We start from the raw sequence: 13,722 nt of genomic DNA, 5'->3' as shown, positions 1-13,722 counted from the left end.
GGAGGCCATTTTCTTTCGCGAAACCGTTATTTGATTTCGAGCGTATTAATGATGCTTTCTGCGGCAGTCTGCGCCTGCTGCTGGTTGTCTGCTGGCAGAGTGACCTGCAGGGTCAGCAGTTTGTTATCCAGCTTGCCCAGCACCACGGAAGAGTAAGCCGTCTGGCCTTTCGCGGAGATGATGGTATCAAGCTGCTGCAGCTGATGGCCTTTCACATCCAGGGTTTTGTTGGTCACGACCTGCAGCTGCGGGTCACGGCTGCGCTGCTGATCTTCCAGACGTTTTGCCAGCACCGTTAAATCTTCGGTCGTGTCATCACCCACAATAACGATAACCGCTTTCTGACCGGTAGCGTCAGAGTACACGTGCATGTTGTTTGCCTGGGTACCAAGCTTACCGCTCTGATCGGTCATATCCGCTGGCAGCGTGAAGCTGAGCTTACCGTCAAGCAGGTTGACCGGCTGGCCTTTAGCGTTGCTCTCGGCGGACGCACCCTGAACAGGCGTTTTGCTATCGCTATTGTCACAGGCTGCAAGTCCCATCACCAGCAGGCCAATACCGACATATTTAACCAGATTGCGCATTGACTTCTTCCTTTCGATAAACGGCCATGAACGGCACATCGGCCTATCTTATCACAACCGTTTCGTCGAGCCTTTAACCTGGTTGAAATGTCGGGTTTTCAGATTTATCTGCGAGTTTTTTCAACAGCATATTCAGCAATACGCCGTACATCGGCAGGAAGAAGACCAGGCTGATAAGCACCTTGAAGGCGTAATCCACGAGGGCGATTTCCACCCAGTGGGTCGCCATGAACGGGTCGGTGCTGCGCCAGAAGGCGATAAAGAAGAAGGCCAGCGTATCGCTGACGTTACCAAACAGCGTGGAGGCGGTTGGCGCCAGCCACCAGCGGCGGTTCTGTCGCAGGCGGTTAAAGACGTGGACGTCGAGGATTTGACCCAGGGCATATGCCATAAAGCTTGCTGCCGCGATGCGTGCAACAAACAGGTTGAAGCTGCCGAGGGCGGCAAAGCCCTGCCACTCGCCCATAAAGAACAGCGACGAGATGATATAGGAAGCAATCAACGCGGGAGCCATCACGGCGAAAATAATACGTCGTGCCAGCGGTGCGCCAAAAATTCGCACGGTCAGGTCGGTGGCGAGAAAGATAAACGGAAAGCTGAACGCACCCCAGGTGGTATGGAATCCAAACACCGAGACCGGCAGCTGGACCAGGTAGTTACTGGAGATGATCACCAGAAGGTGAAATAGCGATAGCCAGACGAGCGCGCTCTTGCGCTGCGCGAGGGTAAAAGTTTTCATGTTGTGGCCTTTTTTTATCGAACCGAGCCCTTTTTGCGCTGGTTCTGAACGGTTGGGGTGAGGGAACCCAATAAAACGGCCGCATGATACTGCGTTCTGCGCGCAATGCAATGGCTAATTTTCACGCAATCGTTAACCTGGTTTGCTTTGTGACGGGTGCGGCGTAAACTACTGCCGTTTTTAGATGAATGAGATGACCATGAGCGATCTGTTTTCAAGCCCAGACCACACCCTTGATGCCCAGGGCCTCCGCTGCCCGGAGCCGGTGATGATGGTGCGTAAAACCGTACGTAACATGCAAACCGGTGAAACGCTGCTGATTATTGCCGACGATCCGGCGACCACCCGTGATATTCCGGGGTTCTGCCGTTTTATGGAGCATGAACTGGTGGCGGCGCAGACCGAAACCTTACCGTATCGCTATCTGCTGCGAAAAGGTCACTGATTTTCCCTCTCCCGGGCGGGAGAGGGAAGATGTTTTACTTCTTACGTAACAGTCGCAGGGCGTTTGCTGTTACCAGCACCGTTGCCCCCGTATCTGCCAGCACCGCCAGCCACAGTCCGGTTATCCCCAGAAGCGTCGTCACCAGGAATACCCCTTTCAGACCCAGCGCGATAGTAATGTTCTGGCGAATATTGGCGTGGGTGGCGCGGGCGAGACTTATCATTTGCGCAAGGCCGGTCAGACGGTTGTGAGTCAGCGCCGCATCGGCGGTCTCCAGCGCAACGTCGGTGCCGCTGCCCATCGCAATCCCAATTGTGGATGCCTTCATCGCTGGCGCATCGTTGATGCCATCACCGACCATCGCCAGCGGTGCGCGGGCGTTGAGCGCCGTCACTTCGCTGACCTTATCGGCAGGCAGCAGACCTGCGCGGAAATCGAGCCCCAGTTCACCGGCAATGGCGGCCGCAGCGCGCGGGTTGTCGCCGGTAAGGATAACGCCCTGTACACCCAGCTGATGCAGCGCATCCACCGCTTCACGCGCATCTTCGCGCAGCGTATCGCGCATCGCCAGCACCCCGAGCAGCGCGCTGTCGCGGGAAACCAGCACCACCGTCTGCCCGGCGCTTTCCATCTGCTGAATGTTCTCTTCGTATTCCCCGGCCGGGAACTTACCGGCGGCGCAGATAAGCACTCGCTGACCATCAACTTCAGCTTCAATCCCGGAGCCTGCCAGCGTCCGCTGGGAGGTGGCGACTGGCAGCGTCAGCTGACGCTCTGCGGCTTCGTTGATAATCGCCTGTGCCAGCGGGTGGCTGGATCCCTGTTCCACCGCGGCAGCCAGCGCCAGCAGTGAATCTTCAGAGACATTACCGACGGTGATGATTTCCGTAACCCGTGGTTTACCCACCGTCAGGGTGCCGGTTTTATCGAACGCGACATGGCGTACCTGGCCGAGCTGCTCCAGCGCCGCGCCGCCTTTAATCAACGCCCCGCGGCGTGCCGCTGCCGCAAGGCCAGAGGTGATCGCCGCCGGGGTCGAGATAACCAGCGCACACGGGCAGCCAATCAGCAGCAGGGTTAAGCCTTTGTAGATCCACGGCATCCAGGCGGCGGCGAAGAACAGCGGTGGCACGACGGCGACCAGCAGCGCGACGACCATGATGGCGGGCGTGTAGATGCGACTGAAACGGTCGATGAAGCGCTCGATAGGCGCGCGTTTGTCTTCAGCCTCTTCAATCAGACGCAGAATGCGGTCGATGGCGCTGTCGCCTGGTTCTGAAATCACTTCCAGGGTTATCAGGCGATCGACGCTGGTGGCACCGGCGGCGACGGTATCGCCCACCGAGCGCTCTACGGGTACCGACTCACCGGTTAAGGCGCTTTCGTCAAAACTTGCAAACGGTGACAGCAGTTTACCGTCGGCAGGCAGACGTCCACCGGCGGCGACCTCAATCACATCGCCCGGGCGCAGCGCGCTTTGTGGCACGGTTTCACGCTCGCCGTCGCGCAGACGAATGGCGGTTTCTGGCTTCAGCGCCATCAGTGCGCTGACTCCCTGACGTGCACGACTGGCTGCCCAGCCTTCAAGGCGTTCCCCGATCAAGAACAGCAGCAGCACCATCGCTGCTTCCGCGGTAGCGCCGATAAACAGGGCGCCGATAGCCGCCACGCTCATCAGGGTTTCGATAGCGAACCAGCTGCCGCTTTTCATCAACCGCAGCGCCTGACGAGCAATCGGGAACAGGCCAACCAGGGTGGTGGCAACGAACGCAAGGCTCCCCAGCGGGTGGTTGAACTGCTCCAGCCCCCAGCTCAGCGCCATCATAATAATCAGGGTGATAAGCGGCAGGTTCGCGCGAAAGCGGGAAGGTGCCGGCGCCTGCGGGGCGTTTTCATCGCGCAGTGAATAGCCCGCGGCGGTCACCGCCTTTTCTACCTGTCCGCGCACGTCGCGTTCGGCATCGACCAGCAGTTTTTCAGTCGCAAATAGCACCTGAACCTGGTTTACGCCGCTGACCTGACGTACGGCGGTTTCGACTTTACGCGCACAGGCGGCGCAGTCCATACCGTTGACGACCCAGCTGTAGCGGGTGCCGGTGGCGCTGGCGATTTCAGCGGTTTCACTGGCACAGCCGGAGTCGCAGCAGCACTCGTCTGCCTTCTCTACGGCAGGGGTGAGCTTGAATGAAGAGAACTTTGGTATTTTTTGGCCATTAGCTTCTGGAATCGACATGGCTGCCTCCGGTTAACGATAACTTTCTCATTAACCGGAAGCATACACTCTGGAGTCGACTCCAGAGTCAAGCGCAGATTATAAATACAGTGAACGGACGATCAGGAAGTGCCCGGCGAAGTAGCAGGCAGAGGAGATAGCGTTGTCCGCGCGGAAGCGGCGGCGGTAGTGGCTGACCATCCAGACGATGTTGCCAGTCAGCAGCAGGGCGGCGCCGAGGAACCCCGACAGCGCGGTGCTGGTTGGACGCAGGAACCACTGCTCACCGGCGAGCCAGACCATCACCAGCGTCATGCCGATAAAGGTCAGGACAGGCATCCGCAGCTCTTCCAGGCGGCTCCAGATAACCGCAATCAGCAGCGCGCCAATCACCAGCAACACCAGCGGCAGTGGCCAGAAGAAGGAGAGCGTCATTTGCGTTGCGAAGTAAATGGTGTACAGCAGATGCGACAGAAAGAACGCCCCCACGGCGTAGAGGATGCGCTGGCGCGGCAGCAGCGTAAGCGCATCGCCAATCATCGACGCGCACAGGCCCGCAATCACCAGATAGCTGATGGAATTAAAAATAGGTGCCTGCAGCGCCAGCAGAAGCAGCAGGATAATCGTGACGGGTTTGAACACCCAGCGTTGCCAGACCGGGCCGCGATATGATGCATCGACATACAGCCAGGCGGAGAAGCAGACAGCAATAAACGACCAAAGCATAGTAAGTCCCTGTCTCTGTTATGGTTGAGTAAGCAGGTTGCTTACGCGTCAGGTTCCAGTGTAGTGCTGAGAGCACCGGGATGACAATGCAAGCCTTACCGCGTTATGCTGATTTCCGCCGATTCTGACAGGACTGATGGATGAACAAGATGCCGCTTTTTTTCGTCGTCGTGGTCGCGATTATCGTGATTGCCGCCTCGTACCGTTACGTGCAACAGCGCCGTGAAAAAATGGATAACGACGCCGCCCCGCTGATGCAAAAACGGGTGGCGGTAAGCAACAAACGTGAAAAACTGCTCGATGACCGTCGTTCGCGCCAGCAAATTGTCGCCCCTGCCGGGAGCAGCATGCGCTATGACGTCAGCTTTAAACCGGAGAACGGCGGGCTGGAGATGTCGTTTCGTCTGGATGAGAAGCAGTACAACCAGTTGACCGTGGGTGATAAAGGCACGTTGAGCTACAAAGGGACGCGGTTCGTGGATTTTGTGGCGGATAAATAACGCGAATGCGCCGGGCGGAGCGCCCGGCAGCGGCATTACTTCTTCGGCGTTATTTTCTTCTGCCACACCAGCAGTTCAAAGACTCCGAACAGGAAGATGCGAATTTTCTCCGCCGTGGTCATCTGCGGGCCGTCTTTCGGCAGCGTGGTTTTCAGCAGCGCCATCTGCATGCCGTGCATCAGCACCATAAATACCAGCGCCACGTTAACAAAGATATTGAGTGGACGCGGGTATGGCTGAATAAGGTTCCACACCAGGAAGGCCCAGACGAACAGCATCAACACCCGTCCAATATTAATCAGCATCGTTTTCTCCTTGCGTGTCGCGATGGTACAGGCGGTACGCCACCTGTCCGGCCACTTTCTCGCGGTGTAGCGTCCAGCTAGCGGGCACGACAGGAAGGCCGTTTTCCACTTCGCTTTCAACGTAAATCATCGCCTCGTCGGCGAGCCAGCCGTTGCGCTCCAGTAAGTCTAGCGTCTCTTCCAGCATGCCTTTACGGAACGGTGGGTCGATAAACACCACGTCGTGCGGGGTGCCGGACTCTGCCAGAAACGCCAGGGTGTTGGTGTTGACGACACGGGCGTTGCCAGCTTTCAGCGTGGCGAGATTTTTCTGCAGCTGTTGCGCGACGTGGCGCTCCATCTCCAGCAGCGTTGCGCTCGCGGCGTAGCGGGAAAGGGCTTCAAGCCCCAGCGCGCCGCTGCCGGAGAAGCAATCGAGACAACGGGCGTCAACCATATAGGGTGCCAGCCAGTTAAACAGGGTTTCGCGCACCCGGTCGGTGGTCGGGCGCAGGCCCGGGCTGTCCGGGACCGGTAATTTCCGTCCGCGCCATTGGCCGCCGATGATACGGATCTGGCCGCTGCCCGCGTGATTAGATTTCTTCATTTTTTACTCAGGTGACTTTCTCTCCCTGCTATTCTAGCGATGAGCGGCGGTCTACGAAACCTTATTCAGCAGGCGGTGATGCGCGTTAAGTTAAGTGATAGACTACGGCGCTAATTTACTAATTTTTTCAGCCCCCTGTTTGCGATAAGGCGGCTGTGCCATAAATAACAGCGAGGAGTGTGGTCGCCAATGGCAAAAGAGAAGAAACGTGGCCTGTTTTCCTGGCTGGGATTTGGTCAAAAAGAGCAGGCACCAGAGCCGGAAGCTGAACAGCAGGTAAACGAACAGCCGGTTGCGGCAGAAGAACATAAAGAAGAAGCGCCTGCTGAAGCGGTAGCGGAAACGGTTGTTGAACCCGTCGTTGAATCAGCTGTTGAACCTGAAGCGGAAACGCCAGCGCACAGCAAAGCTGAGATCGACGCTTTTGCGGAAGAGATTGTCGACGTCACCGAAGAGGTGATTGAGCACGAAAAACCGCAGCCGGTCGAAGCGCCTGTTGTAGAAACGGCCGCCGTGGAAAAAACGGTTGTCGAAGAAGCGATTGTCGAAGAAGCGATTGTCGAAGAAGCGATTGTCGAAGAAGCGGCTGTTGAAGTCGTTGCACAACCAGAGCCAGAAGTGCCCGAAGAGCCTGAAATCAGCGACGAAGAGCTCGAAGCCCAGGCGCTGGCCGCCGTTGAAACCCCTGAAGAAGCGGTGATAGCCGAAGCGGAAGAAGAACCTGTTCCAGAGGAAGAGGTTGAGCCAGAAGCTGAAGCGGCCCCGCAGCAGGAGCAGGAAAAACCGACCAAAGAAGGTTTCTTCGCGCGCCTGAAACGCAGCCTGGTGAAGACCAAAGAGAACCTCGGTTCCGGATTTATCAGTCTGTTCCGTGGGAAAAAAATCGACGATGATCTCTTTGAAGAGCTGGAAGAACAGCTGCTGATTGCCGACGTTGGCGTCGACACTACGCGCAAAATTATCGCTAATCTGACCGAAGGGGCCAGCCGCAAACAGCTTCGCGATGCCGAAGCGCTGTACGGCCTGCTGAAAGAAGAGATGGGCGAAATTCTCGCAAAAGTGGATGAACCGCTTAATATTGAAGGCAAAACCCCATTTGTTATTCTGATGGTCGGGGTGAACGGTGTGGGTAAAACCACCACCATCGGTAAGCTGGCGCGCCAGTTCGAGCAGCAGGGTAAATCGGTGATGCTGGCGGCGGGTGATACCTTCCGTGCGGCGGCGGTTGAGCAGCTGCAGGTGTGGGGCCAGCGCAATAATATTCCGGTGGTGGCGCAGCATACCGGGGCGGATTCCGCATCGGTGATTTTTGATGCCATCCAGGCGGCAAAAGCCCGTAACATCGACGTGCTGATTGCCGATACCGCAGGGCGTTTGCAGAACAAATCGCACCTGATGGAAGAGCTGAAGAAAATTGTCCGGGTGATGAAAAAGCTGGACGTTGACGCGCCGCATGAGGTGATGTTGACGATTGACGCCAGCACCGGGCAGAACGCCATTAGCCAGGCGAAACTGTTTGATGAAGCGGTGGGCTTAACCGGTATCACGCTCACCAAGCTTGATGGCACCGCCAAGGGCGGGGTGATCTTCTCGGTAGCGGATCAGTTCAACATCCCGATTCGTTATATCGGCGTGGGTGAGCGCATCGAGGACTTACGTCCGTTTAATGCGGGCGATTTTATAGAGGCACTTTTTGCCCGAGAGGATTAACAATGATTCGCTTTGAACATGTCAGCAAGGCCTATCTCGGTGGGAGACAAGCGCTGCAGGGAGTGACCTTCCATATGCAGCCAGGCGAGATGGCGTTCCTGACCGGCCACTCTGGCGCCGGGAAAAGTACTCTGCTCAAGCTTATCTGCGGGATCGAGCGTCCGAGCGCCGGAAAAATTCTGTTCAGCGGGCATGACATCAGCCGCCTGAAAAACCGTGAGGTGCCGTTTTTACGGCGCCAGATCGGCATGATCTTCCAGGATCACCATCTGCTGATGGACCGGACCGTCTATGACAACGTGGCTATCCCGCTGATTATCGCCGGCGCCAGCGGAGATGACATTCGTCGTCGCGTGTCGGCGGCGCTGGATAAGGTCGGGCTACTCGACAAAGCGAAAAACTTCCCGATCCAGCTGTCCGGCGGTGAACAGCAGCGTGTGGGCATTGCCCGTGCGGTGGTGAACAAACCCGCGGTACTGCTGGCGGATGAACCGACCGGTAACCTGGACGAGGCGCTGTCTGAAGGCATTCTGCGCCTGTTCGAAGAATTTAACCGCGTTGGGGTCACGGTGCTGATGGCAACCCACGACCTGGGGCTTATCTCCAGTCGCTCCTACCGCATGATGACCCTGAGTGACGGCCATTTGCATGGAGGCCACGGTGAATAAACGTGAGGCAATGAACCAGATCCGCCAGTTCGGCAATCGCTTCGATCGCCTGCGCAAATCGGCGGGCGGCTCCGGCGACGGCAACCGTAATGCGCCGAAGCGTGCGAAGCCGGCGCCAAAGCCCAACTCTCGTAAAACCAACGTGTTTAACGAGCAGGTGCGCTACGCCTGGCAGGGCGCGCTGCAGGATCTGAAAAGTAAACCTTTAGCCACTTTCCTGACGGTAATGGTTATCGCCATTTCCCTGACGCTGCCAAGCGTCTGCTACATGGTCTACAAGAACGTAAACAGCGCGTCGGCACAGTATTACCCCTCGCCGCAGATAACGGTTTACCTGCAGAAAACTCTCGACGATGACGCGGCGGCGAAGGTGGTCGGTCAGCTGCAGGCGGAACAGGGCGTTGAGAAGGTGAACTACCTGTCCCGCGAAGAAGCGCTGGGTGAGTTCCGCAACTGGTCCGGCTTCGGCGGGGCGCTGGATATGCTGGAAGAGAACCCGCTGCCCGCCGTGGCGGTGGTGATCCCGAAACTGGATTTCCAGAATACCGATTCGCTCAACACCCTCCGTGACCGCGTGTCGCGCATTCAGGGCGTTGATGAAGTGCGTATGGACGACAGCTGGTTCGCGCGTCTGGCGTCGCTGACCGGGCTCGTAGGGCGCGTCTCAGCAATGATTGGTGTACTGATGGTAGCGGCCGTGTTCCTGGTTATCGGCAACAGCGTGCGTCTGAGTATCTTCGCCCGCCGCGATACCATTAACGTGCAGAAGCTGATTGGTGCCACCGACGGCTTTATCCTGCGTCCGTTCCTCTATGGCGGTGCGCTGCTCGGCTTCTCCGGCGCGTTCCTGTCGCTGATTTTGTCAGAAATTCTGGTTATGCGACTTTCTTCGGCGGTGACTGAGGTCGCGAAGGTATTCGGAACCCAGTTTGAACTCAGTGGCTTATCGTTCGACGAGTGCCTGCTGCTGCTGCTGGTCAGCGCCATGATCGGCTGGATAGCCGCGTGGCTTGCCACAGTGCAACATTTACGCCACTTTACGCCGGACTAATACCCGACCGACAAAAGTCTGATATACTCTCTCCCTGCTGCAATGAGTTCCTGTCCGCAGGGAGAGAGTTTGCAAACCCATCCGCTTTTCCTGCCTTCAAGTGTTCATAGTGATGTCACATTTTGTGCGTAATTTATTCACAGCGTTGCATTGAACTTGTGGATAAAATCACTGTCTGATAAAAATGTGAATGATATTCTCGTTGCTCAAATGTTCTGGCATGTTTGTTGCCTCTTAGAGGGACGGCGGGACCAGGATACAAAGAATTGAGAGGATTTGAATGACCAAAGAAATGCAAACTTTAGCTTTAGCCCCCGTTGGTAATCTGGAATCTTATATCCGGGCTGCAAACGCATGGCCGATGTTGTCGGCTGATGAAGAGCGGGCGCTTGCTGAAAAGCTGCATTACCAGGGCGATCTGGAAGCAGCTAAGACGCTGATCCTGTCTCACCTGCGCTTTGTTGTTCACGTTGCTCGTAATTACTCGGGCTACGGCCTGCCGCAGGCGGACCTGATCCAGGAAGGTAACATCGGTCTGATGAAGGCCGTCCGTCGATTCAATCCGGAAGTGGGTGTCCGTCTGGTTTCCTTCGCGGTGCACTGGATCAAAGCTGAAATTCACGAGTACGTGCTGCGCAACTGGCGCATCGTGAAAGTCGCGACCACCAAGGCACAGCGTAAGCTGTTCTTTAATCTGCGTAAAACCAAGCAGCGTCTGGGCTGGTTTAACCAGGATGAAGTCGATATGGTGGCACGTGAGCTGGGCGTTACCAGCAAAGATGTGCTCGAGATGGAGTCGCGCATGGCGGCGCAGGACATGACCTTTGATATGTCCTCGGACGACGAGTCCGACAGCCAGCCGATGGCACCGGTGCTCTATCTGCAGGATAAATCGTCTAACTTTGCCGACAGCATTGAAGATGATAACTGGGAAGAGCAGGCGGCGAATAAGCTGACCGACGCGATGCAGGGCCTGGACGAGCGTAGCCAGGACATCATCCGCGCCCGCTGGCTGGACGAAGACAACAAGTCCACGCTGCAGGAGCTGGCCGACCGCTACGGCGTTTCCGCTGAACGTGTACGTCAGCTGGAAAAGAACGCGATGAAAAAACTGCGCGCCGCTATCGAAGCGTAACGCAGAACGTCACCCTCTCTTTCGGGAGGGTCGAAAAAAGGACATCATTTATTGATGTCCTTTTTTGTTATACAGCCCAGCAATACCTTAAACGCGGCTTCCATCTCTTCTTCTTTCATCGCCGCAAAGCCCATCAGCAGCCCCCGCTGCGGTTTATCGCCCATGTAATAGCGCGAAAGGGGGCGCACCAGAACCCCTTTTTCGTTCGCGTTTCTGGCAATGGCGATATCGTCGTGATGGTCCTCGAGCTTCAGGACCAGGTGCAACCCCGCGTTGTCATTAAATTCGCTCAGAGCGGCTTTCCCCAGATACTGGGTGATCAGCGTGGTTAATCGCTGACGACGACGCGCGTACAGCAGACGCATTCGGCGGATGTGGGCGGTGTAGTGCCCTTCGCGAATAAACTGCGCCAGCGCGGCCTGGTCGAGCAAACGCCCGCTGCGATAGAGCTCTGCGTGGGCGGTTTTTAGCGTTTGTGCCAGCGCCTGCGGCAGCACGACGTAGCCCAGCCGCAGCCCCGGCCACATGGTTTTGCTGAAGGTGCCGGTGTAAATCACCGGTGCATCGTCAATCAACCCCTGCAATGCCGGGATCGGCTGCCCGGAGAAGCGGAACTCACTGTCGTAATCATCCTCCACTATCCAGCCGCCGGTCTGGCGGGCGATTGCCAGCAGCCGCCTGCGCCGCTCCATGCTCATTACGCAGCCGAGCGGGTACTGGTGTGAGGGTGTGACAAAGATAAGGCGCGGCGGTGTGTGTATTTCTTCCGGTGGATCCATACCGCTCAGATCAACATCGATCGGCTGTAGCGCTACGCCGTTCATCTGCAGCACGTTGCGAATGCCCCAGTAGGCAGGCTCCTCAATCCATGCGGTATCGCCGGGGTTACACAGCATGCGTGAGACGAGGTCGATAGCCTGGTGGATCCCTTCGGTTATCAGAATTTGTTCCGGCGTGCAGCGCACGGAGCGGGCCACGCGTAAATATTCCATGAGTGCCTGCTGCAGGTCGCAGCTCCCGCCAAACGGGCTGTAGGAGAACTGCATCGCCTGCGGCTTGCGGCTGACCCGGTTGTGGATTTTGCGCAGCAGCGCATGGGGAAACTCGCCGACATCCGGTACCCCTGGCAGAAAAGCGCCCCACTGGCGCGGGCTGGCGCTGCTGTGTGCCAGCAACGCTTCGCCGCGATGGGAAAGTGAAATAGCACGCACATCGTGGCGGGTTTCGCTCGCCGTTTCTGCGGTGAATAGCAGGCTGTCCGGTACCGTGCGGGCAACAAACGTCCCGCTGCCCGAGCGCGACACGATATAGCCTTCCGCCAGCAGCTGTTCGTAGACGGTAAGCACGGTGTTGCGGGAGTGTCGAAGCTGGGTGGCGAGATCGCGCGAGGGGGGTAAACGGCTCTGCGGCGGCAGGCTGCCGTCGAGGATAGACAGGCGTATCGCGTTATAGAGACGCTTATGCAGTTTACCTTCGGGTTGCTCGTCCAGACGCAGCTGCAGGAGATCGCACACTAAAGAACGCAATTGGATCCCTCAAGTAATCAAAACTGGTACTCGATTATAGAACCACTCACGAGGTAAAACCGTGACATTGTTTCAAAGTTGTTAATGCAAACCGAATCAATGATGGGGAAGGCCTGATGAATAACAATGAACTGAATCAACGCCGCCTGCAGGCGACGCCTCGTGGAATTGGTGTGATGTGCGGCTTCTATGCCGAGAAAGCCGAGAACGCCACCCTGTGGGATACCGACGGCAACGAAGTTATCGACTTCGCCGCCGGCATCGCCGTGCTGAACACCGGCCACCGTCACCCGAAAGTGGTGGCTGCGGTAGAAAAACAGCTGCAGGCATTTACCCACACTGCGTACCAGATTGTTCCTTACGAAAGCTATGTTTCACTGGCTGAGCGTATTAATGCGCTGGTGCCGGTGAACGGCCCGGCGAAAACAGCCTTCTTCACTACCGGTGCAGAAGCGGTAGAAAACGCGGTGAAAATCGCCCGCGCCTGGACCAAACGCCCGGGACTGATTACCTTTGGCGGTGCCTTCCACGGCCGTACCTTTATGACCATGGCGCTGACCGGCAAAGTGGCGCCGTACAAAATCGGCTTTGGCCCGTTCCCGGGTTCTGTGTTCCACGGCCTGTACCCGAATGCGGCGCACGGTGTCAGCACCGCAGACGCGCTGAAGAGCCTGGACCGCATTTTCAAATATGATATTGCCGCAGACCAGGTCGCGGCGATTATTCTCGAGCCTGTGCAGGGCGAGGGTGGTTTCAACGTCGCGCCGGAAGATTTCATGGTGGGCCTGCGTAAGCTGTGCGATACCCACGGTATTCTGCTGATTGCCGACGAAGTGCAGACCGGTTTTGCCCGTACCGGCAAAGTGTTTGCGATGGAGCATTACAGCGTGAAGCCAGACCTGATGACCATGGCGAAGAGTCTGGCAGGCGGGATGCCGCTGTCGGCGGTTGCCGGTCGCGCTGAAGTGATGGATGCACCAGCTCCGGGCGGACTGGGCGGTACCTATGCCGGTAACCCACTGGCGGTGGCGTCTGCACATGCGGTGCTGGACGTGATTGCCGAAGAAGACCTGTGCGCCCGCGCCGGTAAGCTGGGTCATCACCTGGTTGAAGTGCTGAACAACGCGAAAGCGGATTGCCCGTACATCGCCGATGTTCGTGCTCAGGGCTCGATGGTGGCGGTAGAGTTCAACGACCCGCAGAGCGGCCAGCCGTCGCCGGAGTTCACCAAACAGGTACAGGAAAAAGCACTGAAAGAAGGCCTGCTGCTGCTGAGCTGCGGCGTGTATGGCAACGTCATTCGTTTCCTCTACCCGCTGACCATTCCGGAAACCCAGTTCCGCAAAGCGCTGGATATCATCTCCCGCTCGCTGACTCGATAAACCTCCAGGCCGCTACTTCGTAGCGGCTTTTTTTTCGTCACTTCTTCGTTACAAATCCGTCAAAATTCTCGTTCCAATTTGCAAAAAATGGGTTATGTTTTAGCAGAGTATGCTGCAAAAGCGCGGGCGGTAGACCAAAAATTGAAATAAAGC

General features: G+C 57.1%; 14 protein-coding genes. 7 read left to right on the top strand and 7 right to left on the bottom strand.

Annotated features, from left to right (window positions below; genetic code table 11):
- Nucleotides 1-26: 26 nt before the first annotated feature.
- Nucleotides 27-584, bottom strand: a complete 558-nt coding sequence (locus C7387_RS18625) for a DcrB family lipoprotein (protein WP_006817626.1) — start codon at nucleotides 582-584, stop codon at nucleotides 27-29.
- 73 nt (nucleotides 585-657) lie between these two features.
- Entirely contained in the window at nucleotides 658-1,323 is a 666-nt protein-coding gene (locus C7387_RS18620) for a 7-cyano-7-deazaguanine/7-aminomethyl-7-deazaguanine transporter (protein ID WP_120817250.1), read from the bottom strand.
- A 199-nt stretch (nucleotides 1,324-1,522) separates the two neighbouring features.
- Between C7387_RS18620 and tusA the strand changes: the two genes are divergently transcribed.
- Nucleotides 1,523-1,768: a sulfurtransferase TusA gene (gene tusA, locus C7387_RS18615; protein WP_038253791.1), complete on the top strand. Its 246-nt coding sequence runs from the start codon at nucleotides 1,523-1,525 to the stop codon at nucleotides 1,766-1,768.
- Between the two features lie 34 nt (nucleotides 1,769-1,802).
- Here the strand turns inward: tusA and zntA are convergent, their stop codons facing one another.
- Both zntA and C7387_RS18605 read right to left on the bottom strand, forming a co-directional pair.
- On the bottom strand, nucleotides 1,803-4,001 hold the full coding sequence (gene zntA, locus C7387_RS18610; RefSeq protein ID WP_120817249.1) for a Zn(II)/Cd(II)/Pb(II) translocating P-type ATPase ZntA: 2,199 nt from the start codon (nucleotides 3,999-4,001) through the stop codon (nucleotides 1,803-1,805).
- 78 nt (nucleotides 4,002-4,079) lie between these two features.
- Nucleotides 4,080-4,706, bottom strand: a complete 627-nt coding sequence (locus tag C7387_RS18605) for a lysoplasmalogenase (protein ID WP_038253795.1) — start codon at nucleotides 4,704-4,706, stop codon at nucleotides 4,080-4,082.
- 140 nt (nucleotides 4,707-4,846) lie between these two features.
- Here C7387_RS18605 and C7387_RS18600 point away from each other — a divergent pair, with 140 nt between their 5' ends.
- Nucleotides 4,847-5,206: a DUF2500 domain-containing protein gene (locus C7387_RS18600; RefSeq protein ID WP_006817621.1), complete on the top strand. Its 360-nt coding sequence runs from the start codon at nucleotides 4,847-4,849 to the stop codon at nucleotides 5,204-5,206.
- A 35-nt stretch (nucleotides 5,207-5,241) separates the two neighbouring features.
- Here C7387_RS18600 and C7387_RS18595 read toward each other — a convergent pair whose 3' ends face one another.
- Both C7387_RS18595 and rsmD read right to left on the bottom strand, forming a co-directional pair.
- Entirely contained in the window at nucleotides 5,242-5,511 is a 270-nt protein-coding gene (locus C7387_RS18595) for a DUF1145 family protein (RefSeq protein ID WP_006817620.1), read from the bottom strand.
- Nucleotides 5,501-6,097 (bottom strand): 16S rRNA (guanine(966)-N(2))-methyltransferase, encoded by a 597-nt coding sequence (gene rsmD / locus C7387_RS18590; RefSeq protein ID WP_120817248.1) that lies wholly within the window; start codon nucleotides 6,095-6,097, stop codon nucleotides 5,501-5,503. Before rsmD ends, C7387_RS18595 begins: the two co-directional genes overlap by 11 nt.
- A 189-nt stretch (nucleotides 6,098-6,286) precedes the next feature.
- On the opposite strand from rsmD, the gene ftsY reads away from it, so the two are divergent.
- The 4 genes from ftsY to rpoH all read left to right on the top strand — a co-directional run bounded on the left by ftsY (nucleotide 6,287) and on the right by rpoH (nucleotide 10,661).
- Nucleotides 6,287-7,807, top strand: a complete 1,521-nt coding sequence (gene ftsY, locus C7387_RS18585; RefSeq protein WP_120817247.1) for a signal recognition particle-docking protein FtsY — start codon at nucleotides 6,287-6,289, stop codon at nucleotides 7,805-7,807.
- Nucleotides 7,808-7,809: 2 nt separating this feature from the next.
- Nucleotides 7,810-8,475 (top strand): cell division ATP-binding protein FtsE, encoded by a 666-nt coding sequence (ftsE, locus tag C7387_RS18580; protein ID WP_006817617.1) that lies wholly within the window; start codon nucleotides 7,810-7,812, stop codon nucleotides 8,473-8,475.
- On the top strand, nucleotides 8,468-9,526 hold the full coding sequence (gene ftsX / locus C7387_RS18575) for a permease-like cell division protein FtsX (protein WP_038253800.1): 1,059 nt from the start codon (nucleotides 8,468-8,470) through the stop codon (nucleotides 9,524-9,526). The genes ftsE and ftsX overlap by 8 nt, the downstream gene beginning before the upstream one ends.
- Before the next feature lie 280 nt (nucleotides 9,527-9,806).
- Nucleotides 9,807-10,661 carry an RNA polymerase sigma factor RpoH gene (gene rpoH / locus C7387_RS18570; RefSeq protein WP_006817615.1) on the top strand — a complete coding sequence of 285 codons (855 nt, stop codon included), beginning with the start codon at nucleotides 9,807-9,809 and terminating at the stop codon, nucleotides 10,659-10,661.
- 44 nt (nucleotides 10,662-10,705) lie between these two features.
- Here the strand turns inward: rpoH and pdxR are convergent, their stop codons facing one another.
- Nucleotides 10,706-12,187 carry a MocR-like pyridoxine biosynthesis transcription factor PdxR gene (gene pdxR / locus C7387_RS18565; RefSeq protein WP_120817246.1) on the bottom strand — a complete coding sequence of 494 codons (1,482 nt, stop codon included), beginning with the start codon at nucleotides 12,185-12,187 and terminating at the stop codon, nucleotides 10,706-10,708.
- Between the two features lie 116 nt (nucleotides 12,188-12,303).
- Here pdxR and C7387_RS18560 point away from each other — a divergent pair, with 116 nt between their 5' ends.
- Nucleotides 12,304-13,569, top strand: coding sequence for a 4-aminobutyrate--2-oxoglutarate transaminase (locus tag C7387_RS18560; protein ID WP_006817613.1), 1,266 nt, complete (start codon nucleotides 12,304-12,306; stop codon nucleotides 13,567-13,569).
- The last annotated feature ends 153 nt before the right edge of the window (nucleotides 13,570-13,722 follow it).

It is taken from the genome of Yokenella regensburgei (assembly GCF_003634235.1).
Lineage (GTDB): Bacteria > Pseudomonadota > Gammaproteobacteria > Enterobacterales > Enterobacteriaceae > Yokenella > Yokenella regensburgei.
This window is presented reverse-complemented; position numbering and strand designations above follow the sequence as displayed.

Coding starts and splice junctions, on each gene's coding strand:
- C7387_RS18620 (WP_120817250.1), bottom strand. CDS start 1,323: ATGAAAACTTTTACCCTCGCGCAGCGCAAGAGCGCGCTCGTCTGGCTA.
- C7387_RS18600 (WP_006817621.1), top strand. CDS start 4,847: ATGAACAAGATGCCGCTTTTTTTCGTCGTCGTGGTCGCGATTATCGTG.
- rsmD (WP_120817248.1), bottom strand. CDS start 6,097: ATGAAGAAATCTAATCACGCGGGCAGCGGCCAGATCCGTATCATCGGC.
- rpoH (WP_006817615.1), top strand. CDS start 9,807: ATGACCAAAGAAATGCAAACTTTAGCTTTAGCCCCCGTTGGTAATCTG.
- tusA (WP_038253791.1), top strand. CDS start 1,523: ATGAGCGATCTGTTTTCAAGCCCAGACCACACCCTTGATGCCCAGGGC.
- ftsY (WP_120817247.1), top strand. CDS start 6,287: ATGGCAAAAGAGAAGAAACGTGGCCTGTTTTCCTGGCTGGGATTTGGT.
- zntA (WP_120817249.1), bottom strand. CDS start 4,001: ATGTCGATTCCAGAAGCTAATGGCCAAAAAATACCAAAGTTCTCTTCA.
- C7387_RS18605 (WP_038253795.1), bottom strand. CDS start 4,706: ATGCTTTGGTCGTTTATTGCTGTCTGCTTCTCCGCCTGGCTGTATGTC.
- ftsE (WP_006817617.1), top strand. CDS start 7,810: ATGATTCGCTTTGAACATGTCAGCAAGGCCTATCTCGGTGGGAGACAA.
- C7387_RS18560 (WP_006817613.1), top strand. CDS start 12,304: ATGAATAACAATGAACTGAATCAACGCCGCCTGCAGGCGACGCCTCGT.
- C7387_RS18595 (WP_006817620.1), bottom strand. CDS start 5,511: ATGCTGATTAATATTGGACGGGTGTTGATGCTGTTCGTCTGGGCCTTC.
- C7387_RS18625 (WP_006817626.1), bottom strand. CDS start 584: ATGCGCAATCTGGTTAAATATGTCGGTATTGGCCTGCTGGTGATGGGA.